Annotated in this window: 23 protein-coding genes and 1 pseudogene; 10 read left to right on the top strand and 14 right to left on the bottom strand. The window is 62.9% G+C overall.

What is annotated here, in order from left to right:
- Positions 1–473 precede the first annotated feature (473 nt).
- The 5 genes from uvrA (at position 474) to FJ867_RS24615 (ending at position 6,409) form a co-directional block, all read left to right on the top strand.
- On the top strand, positions 474–3,395 hold the full coding sequence (gene uvrA, locus FJ867_RS24635; protein ID WP_140515305.1) for an excinuclease ABC subunit UvrA: 2,922 nt from the start codon (positions 474–476) through the stop codon (positions 3,393–3,395).
- A gap of 28 nt (positions 3,396–3,423) precedes the next feature.
- On the top strand, positions 3,424–3,894 hold the full coding sequence (locus tag FJ867_RS24630; protein WP_140498852.1) for a GNAT family N-acetyltransferase: 471 nt from the start codon (positions 3,424–3,426) through the stop codon (positions 3,892–3,894).
- A 42-nt stretch (positions 3,895–3,936) separates the two neighbouring features.
- Entirely contained in the window at positions 3,937–4,749 is an 813-nt protein-coding gene (locus FJ867_RS24625) for a DUF72 domain-containing protein (protein WP_140515303.1), read from the top strand.
- A gap of 138 nt (positions 4,750–4,887) precedes the next feature.
- On the top strand, positions 4,888–5,145 hold the full coding sequence (locus FJ867_RS29175; RefSeq protein WP_140564488.1) for a hypothetical protein: 258 nt from the start codon (positions 4,888–4,890) through the stop codon (positions 5,143–5,145).
- A gap of 112 nt (positions 5,146–5,257) precedes the next feature.
- Positions 5,258–6,409, top strand: a complete 1,152-nt coding sequence (locus tag FJ867_RS24615; protein ID WP_140525359.1) for a GGDEF domain-containing protein — start codon at positions 5,258–5,260, stop codon at positions 6,407–6,409.
- Between the two features lie 51 nt (positions 6,410–6,460).
- On the opposite strand, the gene FJ867_RS24610 is transcribed toward FJ867_RS24615, so the two are convergent.
- The 6 genes from FJ867_RS24610 to urtA form a co-directional block, all read right to left on the bottom strand.
- On the bottom strand, positions 6,461–6,637 hold the full coding sequence (locus FJ867_RS24610) for a hypothetical protein (protein ID WP_140818823.1): 177 nt from the start codon (positions 6,635–6,637) through the stop codon (positions 6,461–6,463).
- Between the two features lie 230 nt (positions 6,638–6,867).
- Positions 6,868–7,563: an urea ABC transporter ATP-binding subunit UrtE gene (urtE, locus tag FJ867_RS24605; RefSeq protein ID WP_140818821.1), complete on the bottom strand. Its 696-nt coding sequence runs from the start codon at positions 7,561–7,563 to the stop codon at positions 6,868–6,870.
- A 69-nt stretch (positions 7,564–7,632) separates the two neighbouring features.
- On the bottom strand, positions 7,633–8,379 hold the full coding sequence (gene urtD, locus FJ867_RS24600) for an urea ABC transporter ATP-binding protein UrtD (RefSeq protein ID WP_140564487.1): 747 nt from the start codon (positions 8,377–8,379) through the stop codon (positions 7,633–7,635).
- A gap of 6 nt (positions 8,380–8,385) precedes the next feature.
- Entirely contained in the window at positions 8,386–9,615 is a 1,230-nt protein-coding gene (gene urtC, locus FJ867_RS24595; RefSeq protein ID WP_140818819.1) for an urea ABC transporter permease subunit UrtC, read from the bottom strand.
- Positions 9,612–11,228 (bottom strand): urea ABC transporter permease subunit UrtB, encoded by a 1,617-nt coding sequence (gene urtB / locus FJ867_RS24590; RefSeq protein ID WP_140818817.1) that lies wholly within the window; start codon positions 11,226–11,228, stop codon positions 9,612–9,614. Before urtB ends, urtC begins: the two co-directional genes overlap by 4 nt.
- 106 nt (positions 11,229–11,334) lie before the next feature.
- Positions 11,335–12,645, bottom strand: coding sequence for an urea ABC transporter substrate-binding protein (urtA, locus tag FJ867_RS24585; protein WP_140498870.1), 1,311 nt, complete (start codon positions 12,643–12,645; stop codon positions 11,335–11,337).
- Positions 12,646–12,958: 313 nt separating this feature from the next.
- Here urtA and FJ867_RS24580 point away from each other — a divergent pair, with 313 nt between their 5' ends.
- Complete coding sequence (locus FJ867_RS24580; protein WP_140498872.1) at positions 12,959–13,357, top strand: hypothetical protein; 399 nt, start codon at positions 12,959–12,961, stop codon at positions 13,355–13,357.
- 66 nt (positions 13,358–13,423) lie between these two features.
- Here the strand turns inward: FJ867_RS24580 and FJ867_RS24575 are convergent, their stop codons facing one another.
- From FJ867_RS24575 to FJ867_RS24565, 3 genes are all read right to left on the bottom strand, one after another.
- Complete coding sequence (locus FJ867_RS24575) at positions 13,424–14,995, bottom strand: GMC family oxidoreductase (RefSeq protein WP_140656363.1); 1,572 nt, start codon at positions 14,993–14,995, stop codon at positions 13,424–13,426.
- Between the two features lie 48 nt (positions 14,996–15,043).
- Complete coding sequence (locus FJ867_RS24570) at positions 15,044–15,574, bottom strand: gluconate 2-dehydrogenase subunit 3 family protein (RefSeq protein ID WP_140818815.1); 531 nt, start codon at positions 15,572–15,574, stop codon at positions 15,044–15,046.
- Between the two features lie 72 nt (positions 15,575–15,646).
- Positions 15,647–16,042 (bottom strand): VOC family protein, encoded by a 396-nt coding sequence (locus FJ867_RS24565; protein ID WP_140498876.1) that lies wholly within the window; start codon positions 16,040–16,042, stop codon positions 15,647–15,649.
- Between the two features lie 246 nt (positions 16,043–16,288).
- Here FJ867_RS24565 and FJ867_RS24560 point away from each other — a divergent pair, with 246 nt between their 5' ends.
- Positions 16,289–16,594, top strand: a complete 306-nt coding sequence (locus FJ867_RS24560) for a ribbon-helix-helix domain-containing protein (RefSeq protein WP_140498878.1) — start codon at positions 16,289–16,291, stop codon at positions 16,592–16,594.
- A gap of 70 nt (positions 16,595–16,664) precedes the next feature.
- Here the strand turns inward: FJ867_RS24560 and FJ867_RS24555 are convergent, their stop codons facing one another.
- The 3 genes and pseudogenes from FJ867_RS24555 to FJ867_RS24545 form a co-directional block, all read right to left on the bottom strand.
- Positions 16,665–17,387, bottom strand: a complete 723-nt coding sequence (locus tag FJ867_RS24555; RefSeq protein WP_140557778.1) for a DeoD-type purine-nucleoside phosphorylase — start codon at positions 17,385–17,387, stop codon at positions 16,665–16,667.
- A 143-nt stretch (positions 17,388–17,530) separates the two neighbouring features.
- Positions 17,531–17,743 (bottom strand): annotated as a pseudogene (locus FJ867_RS24550) (transposase); the annotation flags it as partial.
- A gap of 82 nt (positions 17,744–17,825) precedes the next feature.
- A complete protein-coding gene (locus FJ867_RS24545) occupies positions 17,826–18,668 on the bottom strand; it encodes an oxidoreductase (protein WP_140515294.1) in 843 nt (280 codons plus the stop codon).
- A 49-nt stretch (positions 18,669–18,717) separates the two neighbouring features.
- Here FJ867_RS24545 and FJ867_RS24540 point away from each other — a divergent pair, with 49 nt between their 5' ends.
- Complete coding sequence (locus FJ867_RS24540; protein ID WP_140498884.1) at positions 18,718–19,344, top strand: TetR/AcrR family transcriptional regulator; 627 nt, start codon at positions 18,718–18,720, stop codon at positions 19,342–19,344.
- A 55-nt stretch (positions 19,345–19,399) separates the two neighbouring features.
- Here FJ867_RS24540 and FJ867_RS24535 read toward each other — a convergent pair whose 3' ends face one another.
- Positions 19,400–21,976 carry a response regulator gene (locus FJ867_RS24535; RefSeq protein WP_140515292.1) on the bottom strand — a complete coding sequence of 859 codons (2,577 nt, stop codon included), beginning with the start codon at positions 21,974–21,976 and terminating at the stop codon, positions 19,400–19,402.
- A 244-nt stretch (positions 21,977–22,220) separates the two neighbouring features.
- On the opposite strand from FJ867_RS24535, the gene FJ867_RS24530 reads away from it, so the two are divergent.
- Positions 22,221–22,955, top strand: a complete 735-nt coding sequence (locus FJ867_RS24530) for a flagellar biosynthetic protein FliO (protein WP_181168436.1) — start codon at positions 22,221–22,223, stop codon at positions 22,953–22,955.
- 133 nt (positions 22,956–23,088) lie between these two features.
- On the opposite strand, the gene dksA is transcribed toward FJ867_RS24530, so the two are convergent.
- Positions 23,089–23,505: an RNA polymerase-binding protein DksA gene (gene dksA / locus FJ867_RS24525; protein ID WP_140498888.1), complete on the bottom strand. Its 417-nt coding sequence runs from the start codon at positions 23,503–23,505 to the stop codon at positions 23,089–23,091.
- A gap of 271 nt (positions 23,506–23,776) precedes the next feature.
- On the opposite strand from dksA, the gene FJ867_RS24520 reads away from it, so the two are divergent.
- A complete protein-coding gene (locus tag FJ867_RS24520) occupies positions 23,777–24,280 on the top strand; it encodes a histidine phosphatase family protein (protein ID WP_140498890.1) in 504 nt (167 codons plus the stop codon).
- Positions 24,281–24,305 lie beyond the last annotated feature (25 nt).

Here is a 24,305-nt window from a genome sequence, read left to right as displayed (position 1 = left end):
TCATCCCTGCCGCGGCTCCAGTCACTGCTGGAGCCTCAAGGGACTGTCCGGTGGCGTCATGCTCCACTCCTGTGTCCGTTGCGACAATCGTCGTCAGAAGCACTGATCGCAGTAGCCCGCGGCGTCTCGCAGGCCGCCTTTGGGCGGCGAGGCCATCGAAAGACAGCCGGCTTCATTGACGTGTGGAGTCTGCTCCCCTCAGCCGGGGACGTCAACCGCTCGATGTCCGATCGGAAAAATTGTGATCGAGCGACATATCCCCTGATGGGAACCACGCCGCCTGCTCCACCGCTTTTGTCAGGAGCGTGTTCGGTCTTTGTTCTTTCCGCTTGCCCGTTCGTGCGAAAGACGGTTAAACGATTTGGTCGAGAATTGTGGCGTCTCTCGACGCGGCGGCAAAAATACCTACATAGGGGACGGCCGGGGAAAACCCGCCGATCCCACAAATTCCAGATCTGAGGCGGCGACCGGCAATGGCCGACCATAAATATCTTTCCATTCGCGGGGCGCGCGAACACAATCTGAAGAATGTCGATCTCGACCTGCCGCGTGACAGCCTGATCGTCATGACCGGCCTGTCGGGCTCCGGCAAATCGTCGCTTGCCTTCGACACCATCTATGCCGAAGGCCAGCGCCGCTATGTCGAGAGCCTGTCCGCCTATGCGCGGCAATTCCTCGAAATGATGCAGAAGCCGGATGTCGACCAGATCGACGGCCTTTCGCCGGCCATCTCCATCGAGCAGAAGACCACCTCGAAAAACCCGCGCTCGACGGTCGGCACCGTCACCGAGATATACGATTATATGCGGCTTCTGTTCGCGCGTGTCGGCGTACCCTATTCGCCGGCCACCGGGCTGCCGATCGAGAGCCAGACGGTGTCGCAGATGGTCGATCGCGTGCTGGCGGTCGAGGAAGGCACGCGCCTGTTCATCCTGGCGCCGATCGTGCGCGGCCGCAAAGGCGAGTACCGCAAGGAATTGCTCGAGCTGCAGAAAAAGGGATTTCAGCGCGTCAAGGTCGACGGCGTCTTCTACGAGATCGCGGACGTGCCGCCACTCGACAAGAAATACAAGCACGACATCGACGTGGTCGTGGATCGCATCGTCGTGCGTGGCGACCTCGCAACGCGCCTTGCCGATTCCATGGAGACCGCGCTGAAGCTCGCGGAGGGGCTGGCGGTGGCGGAGTTCGCCGATAAGCCGCTCGATGCCAGTCAGACGGGCGAGGATTCGGTCAACAAGTCGAAGAACGAGACGCATGAGCGCATCCTGTTCTCGGAAAAATTCGCCTGTCCGGTCTCCGGCTTCACCATTCCCGAGATCGAGCCCAGGCTGTTCTCGTTCAACAACCCGTTCGGCGCCTGCCCGACCTGCGACGGGCTGGGCAGCCAGCGCGCCATCGATCCCAATCTGGTCGTCCCCGACGAGAACGTCTCGCTGCGCGACGGCGCCGTCAGCCCATGGGCGAAATCGACTTCACCCTACTACGTGCAGACGCTGGAGGCTCTCGGCAAGGCTTACGGCTTCAAGCTCGGCGACAAGTTCAAGGATTTGACCGGGGAAGCCCAGGAAGCCATCCTGCGCGGCACAGGCGAGCGCGAGATCACCTTCCAGTATGATGACGGCCTGCGCTCCTACAAAACGACCAAGACCTTCGAGGGCGTCATCCCCAACCTCGAGCGGCGCTGGAAAGAGACCGAATCCGCCTGGATGCGCGAGGAAATCGAGCGCTTCATGTCGGCCACCCCCTGCCCGGCCTGTCGTGGCTACAGGCTGAAGCCGGAAGCGCTGGCGGTGAAGATCGCGGGCAAGCACATCGGCGAAGTGACCGAACAGTCGATCCGCAAGGCCGACCAGTGGTTCACCGACCTGCCGGCGCAGCTCAACGACAAGCAGAACGAGATCGCCGTGCGCGTGCTCAAGGAAATCCGCGAGCGGCTGCGCTTCCTCAACGACGTCGGCCTCGACTATCTCACTTTGTCGCGCAATTCCGGCACGCTGTCGGGCGGCGAGAGCCAGCGCATCCGGCTGGCATCGCAGATCGGCTCCGGCCTCACCGGCGTGCTCTACGTGCTGGACGAACCGTCGATCGGCCTGCACCAGCGCGATAATGCGCGCCTGCTCGACACGCTGAAGCACCTGCGCGACATCGGCAACACGGTCATCGTGGTCGAGCATGACGAGGACGCCATCCTGCATGCCGACTACGTCGTCGACATCGGCCCGGCCGCCGGCATCCATGGCGGCGAAATCATTGCCCAGGGCACGCCTCAGCAGGTGATGGCCAACCCGAATTCGATCACCGGCAAATACCTTTCGGGCGAGCTCGAAGTGGCGACACCAGCGGTTCGCCGCGAGGCGAAGAAGAACCGCCGCCTGAAAGTCGTCGGCGCGCGCGGCAACAATCTGAAGAACGTCACCGCCGAAATTCCGCTCGGCACCTTCACCGCCGTCACCGGCGTATCGGGCGGCGGCAAATCGACCTTCCTGATCGAAACGCTTTTCAAGGCGGCCTCGCGCCGCATCATGGGCTCGCGCGAGCATCCGGCCGAGCACGACCGCATCGAGGGCTTGGAGTTCCTCGACAAGGTCATCGACATCGATCAGTCGCCGATCGGACGGACCCCGCGCTCCAACCCCGCCACCTATACCGGCGCCTTCACGCCGATCCGCGATTGGTTCGCGGGCCTGCCCGAGGCCAAGGCGCGCGGCTACCAGCCGGGCCGCTTCTCCTTCAACGTCAAGGGCGGCCGCTGCGAGGCCTGCCAGGGCGACGGCGTTATCAAGATCGAGATGCACTTCCTGCCCGACGTCTACGTCACCTGCGACGTCTGCCACGGCAAGCGCTATAACAGAGAGACGCTCGACGTGCTGTTCAAGGGCAAGTCGATCGCCGACGTGCTCGACATGACGGTCGAGGAAGGCGTCGATTTTTTCGCCGCCGTGCCCGGCGTGCGCGACAAGCTCGACACGCTGAAGCAGGTCGGCCTCGGCTACATCCATATCGGCCAGCAGGCGACGACGCTGTCGGGCGGCGAGGCGCAGCGGATAAAACTCGCCAAGGAGCTGTCGCGCAAGGCGACCGGCAAGACGCTCTATATCCTGGACGAGCCGACCACTGGCCTGCACTTTCACGATGTCGCCAAGCTGCTGGAAGTGCTGCACGAACTGGTCGACCAGGGCAACACGGTGGTGGTGATCGAGCACAATCTCGAAGTGATCAAGACCGCCGACTGGGTGCTCGATCTCGGCCCCGAGGGTGGCGATGGCGGCGGCGAGCTGGTCGCCTCCGGCACGCCGGAAGCGATCGTGCGCGAAAAACGCAGCTACACCGGCCAATTCCTCAAGGAATTGCTGGAGCGACGCCCCGGAGGCAAGCGCGAAGCAGCGGAGTGATGGCGGGCTGGCGTTGGGAATCTCCGGAATGAAGATCAGGAAAGCCCTCGCCCCGGATGTCACCGCCGTCATGACTCTGACCACGGATGCCTACGCGCCCTACACCGCGCTGTTGGGCGCGCCGCCGATCCCGGTCACCGAAGACTATGCGCCGCGCATCGAACGCGGCGAGGCCTGGCTGCTGGAGAGCGGCGGCGACCTGGCCGGGCTGATCGTCCTGGAGCGGCACGAAGACCACGCGATGATCTTCTCCGTCGCGGTGGCGCCAGGATTTCAGGGCAAGGGCTTCGGCATCGCATTGTTGAAACATGCGGATCAGCAGGCGCGCCTGTGGGGCGTGCCGGAGGTGCGGCTCTACACCAATGCGAAAATGGAGCGCAACATCGCGCTCTATTTGGCCTACGGCTATCGCGAAACGGGTCGCCGGCCCAATCCCTACCGGCCAGGATGGGTGCTCGTCGACATGGCCAAGCCGGTCGACGAGGTCACGGCGGCCTGATTTTTCTGAACGCGGCCAGATTTCTGAAACGGGAGGACGACAATGAGCAAATCGGGAACAATCCGCGCCGGCATGGGCGGCTGGACCTTCGAGCCGTGGGACACGTCCTTCTACCCGGAAAAACTCCCCAAGGCCAAGCAGTTGCAATACGCCAGCCGGCAGGTACCGAGCATCGAGGTCAACGGCACCTACTATTCCAGCTTCAAGGAACCGACCTTCGTCAAATGGGCCAATGAGGCCCCCGACGGTTTCGTCTACTCGCTGAAGGGCAACCGCTTCGTCACCAACCGCCGCGTGCTGGGCGAAGCCGGTGAATCGATGATGCGTTTCCTTGGCTCCGGCGTCGCCGCGCTCGGCGATAAGCTTGGGCCGATCCTTTGGCAGTTCGCGCCGACAAAGAAATTCGATCCCGACGATTTCGAGGCTTTTCTGAAGTTGTTGCCGGAAAGCCAAGACGGTGTCGCGTTGCGCCACGCGCTTGAAGTTCGCAACGACAGTTTCATCGTGCCGGAATTCCCGGCGCTCGCGCGCAAATACAAGGCGGCCATCGTCTATGCCGATCACGCAAAATATCCTGATATCGCCGATATCACCGGCGATTTCATCTATGCGCGGCTGCAGACCGGCTCGGATGACAATCCCGACTGCTACACGCCAAAAGGCCTCGATGAATGGGCGGCGCGGGCCAAGGTCTGGGCGGAAGGCAAGCAGCCGGCCGATTTGCGGCGCGCCGACCCTGCTACCGACGCGCCGGTGCAACCGCGCGACGTGTTCGTCTACTTCATCACCGAGGGCAAGGTGCGCGCGCCCTTCGGCGCCATGGCGCTGATGAAGCGAGTGACAGAAACCAGCTAAGCGGCAAGCCTCTGCGGCTATTTCCATTTGCATGAATTGCCGGCGTCAACAGCCTCTGTCGGAACCTCAAGGCGTCATCGTCGTTTTGCCTTGGTGGCGGGTTCCCGCGCGGGAAAACCAGCAGAAAAGCGAGGAAGGATGGCTGTCATCCTTATCGGTGCGTTTCTCATCGTCGCCGGCGTTGTGTATATGGCGGGCGCAGCTCTCAGGCGTGGACGGCTCAGCGATCCGGCACCTGCAGCTTCGGATCGACGGATGCCAAATCTCGCAACGCAGGCCCCGACGCTTGAGCCACGCCGGCGCGGCCTCGGTTTCCTAGGCGTGTCACAGAATTGGCCGGGTCTGCTGATGATGGCGGTCGGTGCCGTTCTGCTCCTGTCGGCGGTAGTCCTCTAACGCCGTGCAAGCTTGGCTTTTTCGCCGCGATCGTAACCTTATCGACACTTCCTTGCGTCATGACTCCAGCAACGTCAGGCTGCAGGGTCGTCGCGGGCAAGGAACGAGGGGCATGTCGCTCGACTACAACTCACTTCTGCTGGCGGTCGGTTTCTCCGCTGCCTGCCTGAGCCTGACGTTGTTCGGCACATGGCTCACCGCCCGCACCGACAAGTTCCTGCTCACCTGGGCGCTCAGCGCCATGCTGGTGGTGGGCGAGGTCTTCACCTATGACGCCTATATCGACGCGCCCAGGCGCGGCCTCGGCATCGCCACCTTCACCTTGCTGCTGGTCGGCTTCTCCATGATGCTGGGCGCCGCATACCAATTCAGAAGCGGCGGCTCGCCGATCCCCAGAGTTTTGATCGGCAGCGGCATTTCGCTGGCGGTGGCGCTGCCGCCCATGGCTCTCGGCTATGACGGGCTCGGCTTCATGTTCGAGAACCTGTTCGCGGCCCTGCTCCTGTTCGCAACCGCCGCCGAATACTGGAAGGGCCGCGCCGAGGCCCCAGCGCTTACCATCGGCGCCGCCGCACTCTATTCGGCGACCGCCATGTCCTTCCTGCTCTGCGCGACGGTTTTGGCATGGGACGGCAAGCTGATCCTGAGCCATGCGCCAAGGAACTGGGCCGAGGATCTCAGCCTCATCGTCGTCATCGCCAGCATGACCGGCATCGGCGCCTTGTCGCTGGCCCTCAACCAGGGGCGTCTGGCGGGGCATCATCGCCGCAACGCGCTGACGGATCAGCTGACCGGGCTGCTCAACCGCCGCGCGCTGTTCGACCTCTTTGGCGATTCTCCCGTCGGCGCCTTCACCGCCGTGGTCGTGTTCGACCTCGATAGCTTCAAGGCCATCAACGACCAGTTCGGCCACGCGACGGGCGATGAGGTGCTGAAAGTGTTCGCCAAGGAGCTTGCCGGCAACCTTCGCCCCACCGATGTCGCCGCGCGCATGGGCGGCGAGGAGTTCGCGGTGGTGTTGAAGCGGACTTTGCCCGAAACAGTGGAAAACACGGCCGAGGCGATACGAACCTCATTCGCCGCGCGCCGCATCGACACCGAGAACGGTCCCCTGACGTGCACCGTCAGCGCCGGCTTTGCTTTCGGCACCAAAGAGGGCCTGAGCTTCGACAAGGTGCTCAGCGCCGCCGACAAGGCGCTCTATGCCGCCAAGCGCGGCGGCCGCAACCGCGTCACCGCCTCTCCATTCCGGCGCGCCAGCTGACCACGCGCATCAATGCCGTGCCCATCATTGTTGAATGGCCGAATGCGGCTTTTACGCCGCCATGACAATTTCATTGAAGGCATCAAGGTCGACATAGAAGACCTTGGTGATCTCCTCGATCAGCTCGTCGGGGTCATAGCCCTGGGACTTCAGGATGTTGATGGCTGTGATGATGTCGACGCGCTCTGTGAGCCGCCGCTTCTGGTAGTCCTCGACGTAACGTTCCATGGCTGCCCCTTGGCCTGTATGCCCAGACGCGTTGAACGACAGAGATCGCAGGGAGGATGCTAGGAACGCATGCTTGCGCGGAACTTGCCCGTCGCCCACCTCGATCTGCGACAAACCAGACTGATACGGAAGCGGCCGACTCACAAAGCCATCAGAAGACTAGCATGTAGTATTGAGCGTGCCAGCGGGTGTTGAAGAAAGATTGAGCAATCTTTCATCAGGAGATGGATTTACACCGTCAGGAACTTCCTGACATCCGCCCGGTCGAGATCTTCGGCAGGACCAGTATGGACGATCTGGCCGCGGTCCATGATGTTGACCTCGTCGGCGAGTTCGCGGCAGAAGTCGAGATATTGCTCCACGAGAAGAACCGCAATGCCGGCCTGGTCGCGCAAATAGCGGATGGCGCGGCCGATGTCCTTGATAACGGACGGCTGGATACCTTCCGTCGGCTCATCGAGCACCAGAAGCTTGGGCCGCATCACCAGCGCCCTGCTGATGGCGAGCTGCTGCTGCTGGCCGCCGGAGAGATCGCCGCCGCGGCGGCCAAGCATCTGCTTGAGCACCGGAAACAATTCGAAGACATGCGCCGGCACGTTGCGGTCGGTCCGTTTCAGGGGCGAGAATCCCGATTCGAGGTTTTCCCGCACGCTGAGCAGCGGAAAGATCTCCCTGCCCTGCGGCACGAATGCGATGCCCGACCGGGCGCGGTCATACGCCGCGCTCCGGTCGAGCGCCTTCCCCTCGAAGGCAACGCTTCCGCTCGTCAGCCTGTGGTGGCCGACGATCGATCTCATCAAACTGGTCTTGCCGACGCCATTGCGGCCGAGCACGCAAGTGATCTTGCCGGCGCCCGCCTTCAGCGACACGCCGCGCAGCGCCTGGGCGGCGCCGTAGTGGAGCGTGGCATCGGAAACTTCGAGCATGTCAGCGCCTTCTCCAGAACCGAAGGAAGGCAAGATCGAAGCGATGGAATTGCACCCGCCAAACCATGCTCATCTCCCCAGATAGACTTCGACGACGCGTTCATCGGCAGATACGAAATCGAGCGTGCCTTCTGAAAGCACCGAGCCCTCATGCAGGCAGGTGACCTTGACGCCGAGCTCGCGCACGAAATGCATGTCATGCTCGACGACGATCACTGAATGGTCGCGGGCGATCTCCTTGAGCAGGCGCGCGGTTTCCTCGGTTTCGGCGTCGGTCATGCCGGCGACCGGCTCGTCGACCAGCAGCAGCTTCGGGTCCTGCGCCAGGAGCATGCCGATCTCCAGCCACTGCTTCTGCCCATGGCTGAGATTGGCGGCGAGCTCGTCGCGTTTGTCGCCGAGCCGGATGGTCCCGAGGATGTCATCGATCCGCCGCGTCTCGGCGGGCGAGCGTCGATGGAACAGCGCCGGGAAGATCGAGCGCGGCCCCTTCAGCGCCAGCATCAAATTTTCCTCGATCGTATGGCTTTCGAAAACCGTCGGCTTCTGGAATTTGCGGCCGATGCCCATCATGGCGATCTCGGCCTCGTCATGGCAGGTGAGATCGACCTGGCCGTCGAAGAACACCTCGCCCTCGTCGGGCCGTGTCTTGCCGGTGACGATGTCCATCATCGTGGTCTTGCCGGCGCCGTTGGGGCCGATGATGGCGCGCATCTCGCCCTTGTCGAGCACCAGCGACAGATTGTTGATGGCGCGAAAGCCGTCGAAGGAAACCGAGACGCCGTCGAGATAGAGAATGGTGTTCGACTTCGACATCGCTCGTTACTCCGCAGGCTGTGGTTCGAGGCTGGACGAGGACCATTCGCCGGGTGTTCTGGCCGCCGCCTGCACGACTTTGGATGGCGCGATTTCACCATCGGCGCCGGCCTCCTCGGCCAACGATGCCGCACGCAGCGCCTTGGCGTTGCCGCGCCGGCTATCCCACATGCCGATGATGCCTTTCGGCAAGAGCAGCGTCACGGCGACGAACAGGCCTCCGAGTGCGAACAGCCACAGTTCAGGCAGCACGCCGGTGAACCAGGATTTTCCGGCGTTGACCAGCAGCGCGCCGATGATCGGCCCGATGATGGTGCCGCGCCCGCCGACCGCCGCCCAGATCACCACCTCGATCGAATTGGAGGGTTCGAATTCGCCCGGATTGATGATGCCGACCTGCGGCACGTAAAGCGCGCCCGCGACGCCGGCCATGACAGCTGAAACCGTGAAGGCGAACAACTTCACATTCTCAGCCCGCCAGCCGAGGAAGCGGGTGCGGCTTTCGGCATCGCGCACCGCCATCAGCAGCTTGCCGTATTTGGAGGCGACGATCGCCCAGGTGACGAAGACGCCGAGCGCAAGCATCACCGCGCTGGCCGCGAACAGCGCCGAGCGGGTCGCGTCGGCCTGGACGTTGAAGCCCAGAATGTCCTTGAAATCGGTCAGGCCGTTGTTGCCGCCGAAGCCCATGTCGTTGCGGAAGAAGGCGAGCAGCAGCGCATAGGTCATCGCCTGTGTGATGATCGAGAGATAGACGCCTGTGACGCGGCTGCGGAAGGCGAACCAGCCGAAGACGAAGGCGAGCAGGCCAGGCACCGCGAGCACCATGATCGCGGCGAACCAGAAATGGTCGAAGCCGGTCCAGAACCAGGGCAGTTCCTTGTAGTTCAGGAACACCATGAAATCAGGCAGGACCGGATTGCCATAGACGCCGCGCGAGCCGATCTGGCGCATCAGATACATGCCCATCGCGTAGCCGCCGAGCGCGAAGAAGGCGCCGTGGCCGAGCGAGAGGATGCCGCAATAGCCCCAGACAAGATCGAGCGCCAAGGCAAGCAGCGCGTAGCAGAGATATTTGCCGGTCAGCGCCACGATATAGGGCGGGACGTAGAAGGCGCTCGTCGGTGACACAGCAAGATTGAGCAGAGGGCCGACGATCGCGGCCCCGAGCAGGATGAAAATGGTGATGGCGATGCGGCGGTCCGCGCCCGCGGCGAAGAAGCGTCCCGACATCATGCTTCCACCGCCCTGCCCTTGAGCGCGAACAGGCCGCGCGGGCGCTTCTGGATGAACAGGATGATCAGCACCAGCACGACGATCTTGCCGAGCACGGCGCCGGCATAGGGTTCCAGGAACTTGTTGACGATGCCCAGCGAAAAGGCGCCGACCAGCGTGCCCCACAGATTGCCGACGCCGCCGAAGACGACGACCATGAAACTGTCGATGATGTAGCCGCGGCCGAGATTGGGCGAGACATTGTCGATCTGGCTGAGCGCCACGCCGGCAATGCCGGCAATGCCGGAGCCGAGCGCGAAGGTCAGCGCGTCGACCCATGGCGTCCTGATGCCCATGGAGGCGGCCATGCGGCGGTTGGCGGTGACGGCGCGCATCTGTAGGCCCCAAGGGGTGCGCTTCATCACATAGAGCAGCACGGCAAAGACGCTAAGCGCGAAGACCAGGATCCAGAGCCGGCTCCAGGTGATGGCAAGCTGGCCGACATCGAACGAACCCGACATCCAGGAGGGATTGCCGACCTCCTGGTTGGTCGGCCCGAAGATCGAGCGCACTGCCTGCTGCAGGATCAGCGAAACGCCCCATGTCGCCAGCAGCGTCTCCAGCGGCCGCCCGTAGAGGAAGCGGATAACGCCGCGCTCGATGGCGAGGCCGACAAGCCCCGCGACCAGGAAGGCGAGCGGCAGCGCGATCACCAGCGACCAGTCGAACAGGCCGGGAAAGGATGTACGGATCACCTGCTGGACGACGAAGGTAGTGTAGGCGCCGAGCATCACCATCTCGCCATGCGCCATGTTGATGACGCCCATGACGCCGAAGGTGATGGCAAGCCCGATCGCCGCCAGCAGCAGCACCGAGCCCAGCGAAATGCCGTACCAGATGTTCTGTCCGGCGTCCCACAGGGCCAGCGTCGAATTGATGTTGGCGATTGCCGCTGTCGCCGCTTCCTTCACTGCGCCCGAGGCATTGGCCCCTGCCGAGGTGAGCAGCGATACCGCATCGCGGTCGCCGCGCGCGCCGATCAGGGCGATTGCCGCGAGCTTGTCGGCATCAGGCCGATCCGAGCTCAGGATCGACGCGGCACGAGCCTGTTCCAGCAAGGTCTTGACACTGGGGACCGTCTCATTGGCGATCGCAGCGTCGAGCGGCTCGATGTTTGCGGCATCGGGCGTCTTGAACATGGTGTCGGCGGCGGCGAGCCGCAGGGCCGGATCCTTGGCGCCAAGCGTCAGCGTGCCCAGCGCATCGCGGATGGTGCGACGCAGCGTGTTGTTGACCTTGATCTTGGTGATGTCGTCCTTGGCCGCTTCACCGGATGGCTCACCGCTCAGCGGGTCGAAAAGCTGGACCAGTTCGCCGCCTTCCTTGCCGACGAAGACCAGGGAATCGATCTTGCGGATGTAAAGATTGCCATCGGCGAGTGCCGCAAGAGGCCGCTCCACTGCCGGATCGCCGGTCGCCGCCAGGTCGTGAACGACAGCTCCCGTCTCCGAAAAACCCTTGGCGGCGGCGAACTTGGCGATGATGCCACGCAGATCGGCTTCGCCGGCGTCCGATGACGACAGCGTCGCCAGCAAGAACAGCAGTGTCAGGCCAAGTGCGCGGAAAAGGTTCATCGGCGTCAGGCGACTCTTCAGGGTTGAGTTGGACGTCCGGACGGCGAAGGAACCGTCCGGACGCTCGCGGTCATGGGCATGGACCTGAAGGTCCAGCCCGGGAGGATCAGTTTGTGCCCTTGCCGCCGCATTTGCCGGTGGCGACATTGAAGTTGCCGCAGGACAGAGGCGCCCGCCAATCGGAGATCAGGTCCTTGGAATCGGGCAGGTAATCCGACCACTCGTCGCCCATCACCAGCCCCGGCGTGCGCGAGACCGTCTCGAACTGGCCGTCTGCCTGGATTTCACCGATCAGCACCGGCTTGGTGATGTGATGGTTCGGCATCATCGTCGAATAGCCGCCGGTCAGGTTCGGCACCGAGACGCCGACCATGGCGTCAATCACCTTGTCCGGATCGGTGGTGCCGGCCTTCTCGACCGCCTTCACCCACATGTTGAAGCCGATATAGTGGGCCTCCATCGGGTCGTTGGTGGTGCGCTTGTCGTTCTTGATGAACTTGTGCCAGTCGGCGATGAACTTCTTGTTCTCGGGCGTGTCGACGCTCTCGAAGTAGTTCCAGGCGGCGAGATGGCCGACCAGCGGCGCCGTGTCGAGACCGGCAAGCTCCTCCTCGCCGACCGAGAAGGCCATGACCGGGATGTCCTCGGCCTTGATGCCCTGGTTGCCCAGTTCCTTGTAGAACGGCACGTTGGCGTCGCCGTTGACGGTGGAGACGACGGCGGTCTTCTTGCCGGCCGAACCGAACTTCTTGATTGCCGAGACTTCGGTCTGCCAGTCCGAGAAACCGAACGGCGTGTAGTTGACCATGATGTCTTCCGCCGCGACGCCCTTGGCCTTCAGATAGGCCTCGAGGATCTTGTTGGTGGTGCGGGGATAGACATAGTCGGTGCCTTCCAGCACCCATCGCTTCACCGAGCCGCCATCCTCGCTCATCAGATAGTCGACGGCTGGAATGGCCTGCTGGTTCGGCGCCGCGCCCGTATAGAACACGTTGCGCTCGCTCTCCTCGCCCTCATACTGGACTGGATAGAACAGGATGTTGTCGAGTTCCGAGAACACCGGCAGCACCGATTTGCGCGACACCGAGGTCCAGCAGCCGAACACCGCCGCGACCTTGTCCTTGGAGATCAGCTCGCGCGCTTTCTCGGCGAAGAGCGGCCAGTTGGACGCCGGATCGACGACGACCGCTTCGAGCTTCTTGCCGAGCAGGCCGCCCTTGGCATTCTGCTCGTCGATGAGCATCAGCATGGCATCCTTCAGCGTCGTCTCCGAAATCGCCATCGTGCCGGACAGCGAATGGAGGATGCCGACCTTGATCGTGTCGTCGGCCGCCTTCGCGGGCGCCGACATCGACAGGCCGGCAGCGACCACGCCCGCCGAAAACATTTTTGTTATTGTCGAGAAATTACCCCTCATGCCTGACACTCCCAAGCTGATTGATTGCAACGCAACACTACGAAGCAACCCCCATGCCAATCGCCGAGGCGGTTTCGTGGAAGGAGTTAATGCTCAATATTATCAGTGGATTGACATATCGTGCTTAGAGAAAGCGTGAGGGCCGGTTAAAAATTGGTTGAGGGAAATTTGCGCAGCGCACACGGTTTTTGCCTAATTTTCGTCCAATTTCTCCAAATGCCTAGATTTTGATCTCCGGACGCGGGCCGCACGCGACAAATATTGCGGTACGGCACACAAATGGGGCAAGTTCGCCCCTCAACCGAGCGACGTCATGGCATCCGGAATTTCACGCATCTCTACCGGCCTATTGTTTCTGGCGGCGGCGACCGGGGCGGCGCGAGCCGACTTCAGCGACGGCAAGATGCCCGACGGCATTTATCATTGCGAGGTCTACCTGCTCGGCATGTTCCTCAACCTCGGCGACATCACCATCAAGGGAAACGTCTATACCGGCCCAGTCACCTTCGGGACCGCCCAGCAGGGCTACAATTACCAGATGGACGCAAACGGGGTGATCTCCTGGCTGGGACCGCTCGGCGGCTACACCGCCGGCGGCAACTCGTTGTCCCTCACTCAGGCAACTCTGGATGGTCAGGGCCCGCCCTCGTTCGACATCATCATGAGACAGCCCGACGGCGCCTTCACCGCCTCGACCTGCACCAAGGGCTGAAAGTCGAGAAAAATGGCGCGGAACCCCGGTCGGGGCTCCGCGCCAGCAGGCAGTCGGGAGGTGGAACTAGATGCTTCTCGCTGACATTTGGCTGGCGATGTAATCGGCCTGCCGGATCGCCAGCGAGACGATCGTCAGCGTAGGGTTCTCGGCCGCGCCTGTCGTGAACTGGCTGCCGTCGGAAACGAACAGGTTCTTGATGTCGTGCGTCTGGCCGTGCTTGTTGACGACACCGTCGGCCGCCTTCTCGCTCATCCGGTTGGTGCCGAGATTATGGGTGGAAGGATAGGGCGGCGTCGGGAAAGTCCGCGTCGCTCCAACCGCGTCGTAGAGCGCCATGGCCTGTTTGTAGGCATGATCGCGCATCGCCGTATCGTTGGGATGATCGTCGAAATGCACATCGGCGATCGGCATGCCGTGCTCGTCCTTTTCGTCGGCATGCAGCGTGATGCGGTTTTCTTCGCGCGGCATGTCCTCGCCGACGATCCACAGCCCTGCCATGTGGTCGTAATGGTCGAGCGCGGTGGTGAAGGAGCGGCCCCAAGCACCGGGATCGAGGAAGGCCGCCATGAACGGCAGGCCGAGCGAAAGCGTCTCGAATTCGTAGCCGCCGACGAAACCGCGCGATGGATCATGCCGCGCCTCGTCGCGGATGATGCCGGCCATGGTGGTGCCGCGATACATGTGCACCGGTTTGTCGAAGATGGCATAGACCGAGCCGGTGGTGTGGCGCATGTAGTTCTTGCCCACCTGCCCCGATGAATTGGCGAGCCCGTCAGGGAACTTGCTCGAAGCCGAATTGAGCAGCAGGCGCGGGCTTTCAATCGAATTGCCGGCGACGGCGACGATGCGGGCCTTCTGCTCCTGCAGCTTGCCGTCCTTGTCGGCATAGACGACGCCGGTCACCTTTCCCGAGGCGTCATGGTTGATCTTGACGGCCATGGCGTTCGGCCTCACCTCGAGATGGCCTGTCGCTTCGCCTTTCGGGATCTCGGTGTAGAGCGTCGACCATTTGGCGCCCCATTTGCAGCCCTGGAAGCAGAAGCCGGTCTGCTGGCAGGACATCCGGTCGTCACGCTCGACCGAATTGATCGCCATGTTGCCGGTGTGGCATTCCTTGTAGCCGAGCTTGTCGGCGCCAGCCTTCAACAGCTTGAAATTATTGTTGCCCGGCAGCCTCGGCCAGTCATTGGTGCCGGTGACGCCCATCTTGGCTTCGGCCTTGGCGTAATAGGGCTCCATCTCGGCCAGTGTCACCGGCCAATCGAGCAGGTTCGCGCCCTCCACCTTGCCGTAGGTCGAGGCGGTCTTGAACTCATGCTCCTGGAAGCGCAGCGAAGCGCCGGCCCAGTGCGTGGTCGAGCCGCCGACCGATTTCACGATCCAGGCCGGCAGGTTCGGAAAATCCCTGGCTACGCGCCAGTCGCCGGAGGTTGTGCGCTTGTCCTTCCAGGCGAGCTGGGCAAAGGAGTCCCACTCGTCATTGATGAAGTCGTCGAATTCGTGGCGTGCGCCGGCCTCCAGGATGACGACGTCGATGCCCTTCTGGGCGAGTTCATTGCCGAGTGTGCCGCCGCCGGCCCCCGAGCCGATGATGACGACCAAATTGTCGTTTTTCAGATCAAATGCTGCTGCCATGGTTTCCTCCCATGATTTCGATTTTGCTGGGTGGCGAGAGGAGCCGGCTCAGAGCCACTCGATGTCGTCGAAGCCGCGCGCGATATAGCCGCCCTTGGAATAGGATTCGCCCTCATAGCCAAAGACCGGCCAGACCTCCTTCTGGTTGTAGAGGCTGACGACGAGGCCCCCGCGCACCGCCTGGAAGAAAGGCGTGGCTTCGACCTGCTTCAGCACTGCGACACGCTGATCCTCCCAACCAAGGTTCCGGTAGCCGCCCTTGCCGGACCTCTTGTCGAGATCGGCGATGCCGTTCTCGATGAGATCCCTATGTGCGGCATCCTTGCCGGCCTGCTCGTCATGGCTCTTGACCGCGACGGCGTAATATTTGTCGGGAAGCTGATCGTGCGGGTAGACGTCCCGCGCCATCTGGATCAGCGTCGCCATCGTCTCCGGCTTCAGCGCCGACGTTTCGAGGCCCCAGGCATGTTCGGGGCTGATGACCGCGCTGCCGGAAATGACGAGCAAGGCTCCGACGCCGCCGCGCTTCAGAAGCTCGCGCCGCGAAAGCCCGGGCCTGCTTTCATAGATCGTGACCATATTTTCCTCCCTGCTTGCTGGTTGCATCCATGGGATGCCTTGGCTGGCGCCGCGCACACGCGGCCGCGATCTCTACTGGAACCTGCCTCCTCGTTGCAGAACCTCGATCCTGTAGCCGTCCGGATCCTCGATGAAGAAGAAGCGTGCGATCAGCGAACCGTCACGGTTGAATTCGACGATCTTCTTCGGGTTGAGGCCGAGCGCGCCGAGCCGGTCGTGCTCGCCGTCGAGATCGACGACCGAAACCGCGAGATGGCCGTAGCCATCGCCAAGCGCATAAGGCTCCTGCCGACCCTTGTTCACGGTCAGTTCGACTTCGAATTGCGTCTCGGCATTGCTGAGGTAGATGAGCGTGAACGTGTCGAAATCCAGCCTTTCGGCGACATCGAGGCCGAAGGCATTTCTGTAGAAATCGACGGAGCGGGTCTCGTCGAGAACCCGGATCATGGTGTGAATTGCCTTCGCCAAATCAGTCCTCGCCACTCGATGCTTCGAAGATGATTATGCGCGGCGACGGCAAAAGATGGTGGCAGCCGGTTACCACGCTTCGAAGATCGACTCGCCTGACAATCGCAAGGACGAAAGTCCGATTGCTGTTCAGCCGATTTTGCCGGAGAATGCTGTTGGGGACAAAGGCCGCGTCGCCTCTGGCGGCAAAAGCATCTGTCCACCCAAAATCAACGCCAAAAATCAACGAACGTGGGAGGTTGTCGGATGTGCAGGGTATTTGCGGCCCAGGACCCCGAAGGTTATCGCCAGATCAACCGGTCGATCCGCATCGACGGATATTCGACCAGCATCCAGCTTGAGGCGACGTTTTGGGCACTGCTCGACGAAATCGCCGAAAGCCAGGACCTGACGACGCCGAAATTCATCTCGAAACTCTATGACGAGGCCATCGAGATCAATGGCGAGATTCCCAACTTCGCCTCCATGCTGCGCACCACCTGCGCGCTCTATCTGCGCAGCCACCGGCCGGGCATGGAAGACCAGATGCCGCCGAAATGGGAAGCCGCCTGAAGATCCAGAAAAGTGCCCCCCGGCTTTGTGTTCGGAATGCATCAGGAACTGGGGCGGCTCGGCGGGCCTATCACGCACCGGGCCGATCGGCGGCGGCGATTTCCAGCGCCAGCCGCGTCATGTCGGTAAAAAGATCCTGGCGCTCTGCATATTGGGTCTGTTCGCCGCTGTCGATATCGTCGACCACCGTGCAGATCGATAGCGCACGGGCCCCGAAATGCCTGGAAATGCGATAGAGCGCACTGGTCTCCATGTCCACGGCCAGCGCGCCGGCTGCCTGCGCATCGGCAAAACGGGCGCGTCCCTCCGGATGGTGGAAGACGTCGCTGCATGCCGTCAACCCGGCACGATGGTCGATGCCGAGTTCGGCCGCCTTCGCCAATGCGCGAGCAAACAGCGCCGGGTCCGGCCCGGCTGCTGCGTCATAGAGGCCGAAAACCTGACCGCTTCGGGCGCTTTCGGGCCGCACCGATTGCGAGATGACGAGGCTGCGCAGTTTTACGTCAGCGGTCAGCCCGCCGCAGGTGCCAGTACGGATCAAGGTCCGCACGCCATAGCCGTCCAGCAGTTCATGCGCATAGATCAGAAAGGAGGACCCGCCGATGCCGGTCGCCTGGATGCTGATTGGCTGACCACGAAACAGGCCAGTGAAGCCAAGGGCCCCGCGCCGGCGGTTGATGCAGCGCGGGGCCTCCAGGAATGTCATGGCCATCCATTCGGCGCGCTGGGGGTCGCCCGGCAACAGCACAATGTCGGCGTAGTCACCCTCGCTGGCTTCGATGTGTGGCGTCAACAGCTCGTCCCTGCCGTTTCATCCACAATCATGGCCTTGTCGCGGTATTGCGCAAGAGGCATTCGGGAACGCTAATACACGGAAACTTCGTTTCAGGACGACAATATCACGAAAACAAAGAGTTAAACCGGTCGGCGACTCTATCAAAGCTGAACTGTTCTAGACTCGCAAGCGCGGAGCCACAGCCGCATTGAGGCGAGCTGGACCATGGCGAGGAAGTTGGCGGCGAGCTTGTCGTAGCGGGTGGCGACACGCCAGAAGTGCTTCAGCTCAGAGAAGAACCGCTCGATCAGGTTGCGCTCGCGATAGCCGCTGAAGCAAGGCTTCACTTGGTTGCTCTTCGGCGGGATGTTCGGCCGGCGGTCAGGCCGAGCCGCCCCAATTGCAGGCTGATGAAGACGCGCGGCGCGTCTTCATCAGCCGACGCACTCCAAGCGCTCATGATGCGAAGCTGGTTGATCGCGAAAGCTCCTCCCACGCGCTGATTTCGCTCCGCATCGCGTCGAGCTTCTGGTCGACCAGCCCCAGTGCGTCGTCGCCCAGGAACAGCCGTACCGGCGGGTTCGCGGCATCGACCAGCACGAGCAACGCCTGCGCGGCCTTGGCCGGATCGCCCGGTTGGTTGCCGCTCTTGGCCTGTCGCGCGGCGCGGATCGGGTCCATGACCGCGTCATAGTCGGCAATGCTGCGCGGCGTGCGATCCATCGAGCGTCCGGCCCAATCCGTGCGGAATTGGCCGGGAGCGAGCGCCGTCACCCGAATTCCAAAGCCTGCTACTTCCTTGCCGAGCGCTTCGGAAATGCCTTCGAGCGCGAATTTGCTTCCGCAATAGAAGGTGATCCCGGGCATGGTGATGAAGCCGCCCATGGACGTGACGTTGATGATATGGCCGCGACGCCGCTCGCGCATGCCCGGCAGCACCGCCTTGATCATCGCGACGGGCCCGAAGACGTTGGCGGCGAACTGGCGCTGGAGATCGTCCATGGAGGACTCCTCCAGCACGCCCTCATGGCCGTAACCGGCGTTGTTCACCAGCACGTCGATTGGACCCGCCTGCCGTTCCGCCGCGGTGACAGCCGCCGGGACCGTCTCGAAATCGGTCACGTCCAGCAAGAGCGGGTGGGCGCGATCGGGCGCGAGCGCGGCGAAGATCTCGGCGTCGGCTTCCCGCCGCACGGTGCCGATCACCCGATGGCCCGCTTCAAGCGCGCCTCTTGCAAATGCTCGCCCCAGCCCGGAGCTGACACCGGTGATGAGGAATGTCTTAGGGGTGGAAGTCATGGTTCACTCCGGGCTATGATTGAAACTATATCATGATATAGATCACAGCATGACACCAAACAAGACCAAGGTTGCTCCGACCGCCACGCGGGGTGAGCCGCTTCGCCGGCGTGTGATCGATGCGGCGGAGCGACTGCTCCGACAGGGTAAGGCCGATTTCTCGATGCGCGACCTCGCCACCGAAGCCGGAGTCAGTTTCGCGACGCCGTTCAATCAGTTCGGGAGCAAGGCCGCGATCATGCATGCCCTTTCGCGGCGGCGGATCGATACGATGGCCCAGCGCTTTGCCGGGATGTCACCGCCTGCCGATGCCGCCGGCCGCGTGCTGTTGGCCATCGATACCGCGGTCGAGGTGATGCTGGAGGAGCCGGAGATAAACCGGGCCGTGATGGGATGGATCGGCACGGCCGGCCCGTCCCCCGGAAAGGTCCTAGCGCACTCCACAACCTTGTGGTCGCTGGCCCTTGGAGCGGGCGAAGGCTTGATCGCGGCCGGCAGGCAGGAGGCGCTGCGCAGTCTGCCGGAACAGCTCGCATTTGCCTTTCGTGGGGTCCTGTCATTCTGGACCGCCGGCGAACTGCCGGATGAGGCGCTTGCCTCGAAGGCGCGAGAGATCGCAAAAACCTTGCTGCTCGGATTTGCTGAACGGCCGCTATTCGGCGATTCCGCCTCCTAAGCTGCCCTCCGGGAACCACCAATCTCGGCCATTTCCCGATCTATGGGTTCACGGCCTAAGACTCCAGCATGTCCTTGACGATCGTTGCCAACTGCTTGAGCGAAAACGGTTTCGGCAGGAATCCGAAATGCGCGTCCGCCGGCAGGTTCCTGGCGAATGCATCCTCGGCATAGCCGGACACGAAGACGAACTTGATGTCCGGCTGGCGCTTGCGCAACTCGCCGAGCAGCGTCGGCCCGTCCATCTCCGGCATCACCACATCCGAAACCACAATGTCGACCTTGCCGCCGAGCGCTTCGAACACTTCCAGCGCCTCGACCCCGGAGGACGCCTCGTGCACGGTATAGCCGCGCGAGGTCAGAGCCCGCATGCCGCCCATGCGCACCGCATCCTCGTCCTCGACCAGCAGCACCGTGGCCGACCCGGACAAATCCTTGCCTGTCTCGGCCGACTTGGCAGGCACCGCTGCCGGTGCTTCCCCAGGTTCGCCTGCCTTCTTTGCCTCGGCAATGTGGCGCGGCAGGAAGATGCGGAAGACCGAACCCTTGCCGACCTCGGAATCGCAGAAGATAAAGCCGCCGGTCTGCTTGATGATGCCGTAGACCATGGACAGGCCAAGGCCGGTGCCCTTGCCGACCTCCTTGGTGGTGAAGAACGGTTCGAATATCTTCTTGAGCACGTCGGGCGCGATGCCGCTGCCGGTGTCCTCGACCTCGGCCACCACATAGTCCGCCGGGGTGAGTTCGCGGTAGGGGAAGGTCTTGCACTCCTCGGCGGTCACATTGCGGGTGCGCACCGTGAGGTCGCCGCCCGCCGGCATTGCATCGCGCGCGTTGACCGCCAGGTTGACCACCACCTGCTCGAACTGGCCGATATCGACCTTGACCGGCCAGAGATCGCGACCGTGGTCGATCTTCAGCTTGATGTCGTTGCCGACCAGACGGGCGAGCAACATCCTGAGATCGGCGAGCACGTCGGTAAGGTTCAGCACTTCCGGCCGCAGCGTCTGCTTGCGCGAAAAGGCCAGCAACTGCCGCACCAGCGAGGCTGCCCGGTTGGCATTCTGCTTGATGTTCATGATGTCGGGGAAGGATGGGTCCGACGGCCGATGATTGGTCAGAAGCAGGTCCGACGCCATGATGATGGCGGTCAGCACATTGTTGAAGTCGTGTGCGATGCCGCCGGCAAGCTGGCCGACGGCCTGCATCTTCTGGCTTTGCGCCATCTGCCCTTCGAGCGCCTTCTGCTCCGTCGTCTCGACGGCGTAGACGATGGCCGACTCCTCGGCCCCCTCGCCGCCTGTGCCGTCGGCGACCGCATTGACGTAAAAACGGATGTGGCGCTCCTCATTGCCGGGCAGGAGCGTGTCGATCGGCTCGATATCGGCCTGCCGCTGCCGTGCCTTTTCGAAGGCCGCGGCAAAGGCCGGGCGGTCACGTTCGTGGATGACCGTGTCGAGCCGCATGCGGCGGTCGACGGCGTCCCGGTCGACGACCGATGAAAACAGCGAAAGGAATGGCGCATTGGTGCGCAGTATGCGCCCGCTGGCGTCGACGCCGGCGATCGCCATCGGCGTCGAGTTGAAGAAGCGGGTGAACCGCACTTCCGAAGCGCGCAGGTCCGCCGAGGCGTCCTCGCCTTGCGTGCGGTTGAGCACGATCGTGCGCGTCGGACCGTTGAGGCCTTCGCGGCTGGCTGAAACGCGATGCATGAAGCGCACCGGCAGCGCCTCGCCCGTCATTGTCGTGAGGTCGAGATCGATGACCGCGTTGCGCGTCGTACCGGGGTCGGCCTTGACCGAGCGCACCAGCGCCATGCCGTCGCCGGCGACGATCTCCGGCAGGGAGACGGCGCCGGGCGTGAAGCTGGCAAGGTCGATGCCCAGCCATTCGGCGAGCGTGGCGTTGATATAGGTGACGCGGCCTTCCTGGTCGGCGGAAAAGAAGCCGGCGGGCGCGTGGTCGAGATGATCGATCGCCTTCTGCAGGTCCAGGAAGAAACGCTCCTGCTCGGCGCGTTCCTGCGAAATGTCGGCAAGTTGCCAGGCGAGCATCGGCGGCCGCTGGCCCGGCACGCTGAAAGCGCGGGCGCGGGCGCGATACCAGCGCGCGCCTGGCTCAGCGCCAGGCTTGATCGACTGCGCGAGCCGGAACTCGCCGTCGCCCGGCTGGCCGTCACGCAGGCCGGAGGCCAGTCGGTAGATGGTGACCGAAGCTTCCGGAACATCCGAAAGCAGCCCTTCGACCGTCTTCAGGTCGGCCGCGGAAGAGGCTCCGGTCATGTCGGCATAGGCGCGGTTGGCATAGACCACGCGGCCCTTGGTGTCCGTGACCAGAAGACCCTGCGACATCGAATCGACGAATGCCTTCGACAGTTCGTCGCCCGTCGAGCGTGGAGTGATCTGCACGAAGCCGATCGCCGTGGCGAACAGGAAGCCAACGCCGATCATCGCCAGCACGCCGAGCATGCCCAGCAGGAAAGGGTCGCCGAGCCGCTCGCGAAACAGGCCGAAAACGATCGCGGCCCCCGTCAGGACGGCAATGAAGATGACGAGCCGGGTAACGGCGCCCGGCCGCGTGTTCTGATCGACGATCGGTACCGGATAGAAATCGCCGCGCGTTTCCTTGGCCATGTGCCCCCTGCTCTTGAAGTCCGGTGTTCCGATACTCGCCGCAATGTGTGCCGACGCCCGCCCCTGTCGGGTTGAATCATATTCTCCTGGTCCCGAAAAGGCCCGGGCGGCAAATGTCAGATAAAAATGATGTCGGCCGGCCCTCCAGTGTTTCAAGCTGTTCATGAAGCGTGAAAGGCAACTTGCGGTAGCCCGCCGCAACGGTCTAGTGTCGCGTCACTTCCAAACCGATCAGGGGGAACCAATGCTGCAATGGCTGGATAGCGTAGCGGGCCCCGGCTATGTAGCGGCACTGCTGTGGACCTTCGCGGCGCTGGTCCTGCTGGTCATCGTCCTCATCATCGTCAAACTCGTTCGCAACCTGACCTTCGGCACCTTTGTCGCGGGCGGCCGGAACCGCAAGACGCGGCTTGCGGTCATGGACGCCACCGCCGTCGACAGCCATCGCCGCCTGGTGCTGGTGCGCCGCGACGACATCGAGCATCTGCTTTTGATCGGCGGCCCGACCGATGTCGTCGTCGAGCGTGACATCCGCCTTTCTGCGCCACGCCGTCCCGCGCTGACCGGAGATGGCGGTTCGCAGCAGCCTGTCGCGGTGGCAAAGCCGCGTCCGCCTCAGCCCACCCCGGCGCCGGCGAGACAGGCACCTGCTCCGCAGCCGGTGAGCGCAGCGCCCGCCCGCCAGCGCGCTCCGGAGCCGGTGCCGAAGCCGGCGGCGCAGGGTTATCAGCCGACCAATGTCACGCCGCTGCCTTCCTACGGCTCCGCAAACGTCAATGCCGTCCGGCATGCCCCGCCGCCGGCTTCACCACCGCCGGGGCAGGAAAGCATCGATGAAACGCTGATGAAGGAACTCGAGGTTTCGCTCGACCAGCCCCGCTCGAGCAGTCCGGCGACCAAGCCGGTGGCAAAAACACCGCCGTCGCTCGACGATGAGATGACCAGGCTTCTGGGCGAACTCTCCAGCCAGAAAAGGTGAGCAGCGCTTGCGCCCGGCCCGAAAAACCGATCGGGGTTATGCGCATCGCCCGGGTTCTGAAAAAAGAAACGGCCGGAAAACCGGCCATTTCGAGAGCGATATCGCTGAAATCTTCTTGAATGCAGACCGCAGGCTAATCGTCGCGATAGACCTTCTCGCGGCGCTCGTGGCGCTCTTGCGCTTCGATCGACAAGGTTGCGATCGGGCGGGCATCCAGCCGCTTCAGCGCGATCGGTTCGCCGGTCTCCTCGCAATAGCCGTAAGTGCCTTCCTCGATGCGCTGCAAGGCCGAATCGATCTTTGCGATGAGTTTCCGCTGGCGGTCGCGCGCCCTGAGTTCGATGGCGCGGTCGGTTTCCGAAGAGGCGCGGTCGGCTAGATCGGGATGATTGGCGTTTTCCTGCTGTAGGATTTCGAGGGTTTCGCGCGCTTCGCGCAATATGTCGTTCTTCCAGGTGACGAGCTTTGAGCGGAAGTAGGATTTCTGCCGCTCGTTCATGAACGGCTCGTCTTCGGAGGGTACGTAATCGGCGGTAACGGCATCGTTCATTCGACTCACCCAAACAGCCCCAAATTTGGCGCCTATATATTCGCGGTCAAACGCCTGCACAAGCGCAATCGATTACCGATTCACGCAATTGTTAATCTGCCTCGATGAGCGCGATTGAGGTGATTCGGGCTGGTCTTAGGTACCGGATCCTTCGAACTGGCAGCCGCCGGCTGATGATTCGTCATGTCCGAAAAACGACTGCCATTGTGCGCCACGCCGTTCTTATGGCTAATCACAGCAAGGTTCGGGCTGTTGGCACGGTGGAGGTTGGGTGAGCAGGCTTTATCTGTTGAGGCACGCCAAAGCCGGATGGGCGCTGCCCGGCATGCGTGATTTCGATCGCCCGCTCGATGCGTCCGGCCGCGCTGATGCGGAGGCGATGGGCATCGCCATGCGGTCGCGCTCCTATGTGCCCGATCTGACGCTTTGCTCCACAGCCCGGCGCGCGAAGGAGACGCTGGAAGGCGTGGCCGGTCGGGCCGACACCGGCCGGGTTCTGTTCGTCGACGCGCTCTACAGCGAGGACGCGGCCGCGTACCTCAGCCTCATCCGGGACAATGGTGGGGTGGGTTCGATGCTGCTCGTCGGCCACAATCCGATGACGGAGGATCTCGCCATGGCGGTGTCCGGCGATGGCGAGGAAAGCGCCCGCGCCATGCTCAATCATGGTTTCCCGACCTCGGGCCTGGCGGTCGTGCGCTTCAGCGGCGATCTTGCCGGGGCCGCCCAGGGTGCCGGCTATCTCGAGGCATTCCTGACGCCGGCTGACCTCTGACGCCATTTCAAACCAGCACGGCAAC

Origin of the sequence: Mesorhizobium sp. B2-5-3 (assembly GCF_006441005.1) — a bacterium.
Classification (GTDB): Bacteria; Pseudomonadota; Alphaproteobacteria; order Rhizobiales; family Rhizobiaceae; genus Mesorhizobium.
Note: the sequence above shows the minus strand (reverse complement) of the source record. Positions and strands in the feature narration are given on the sequence as shown.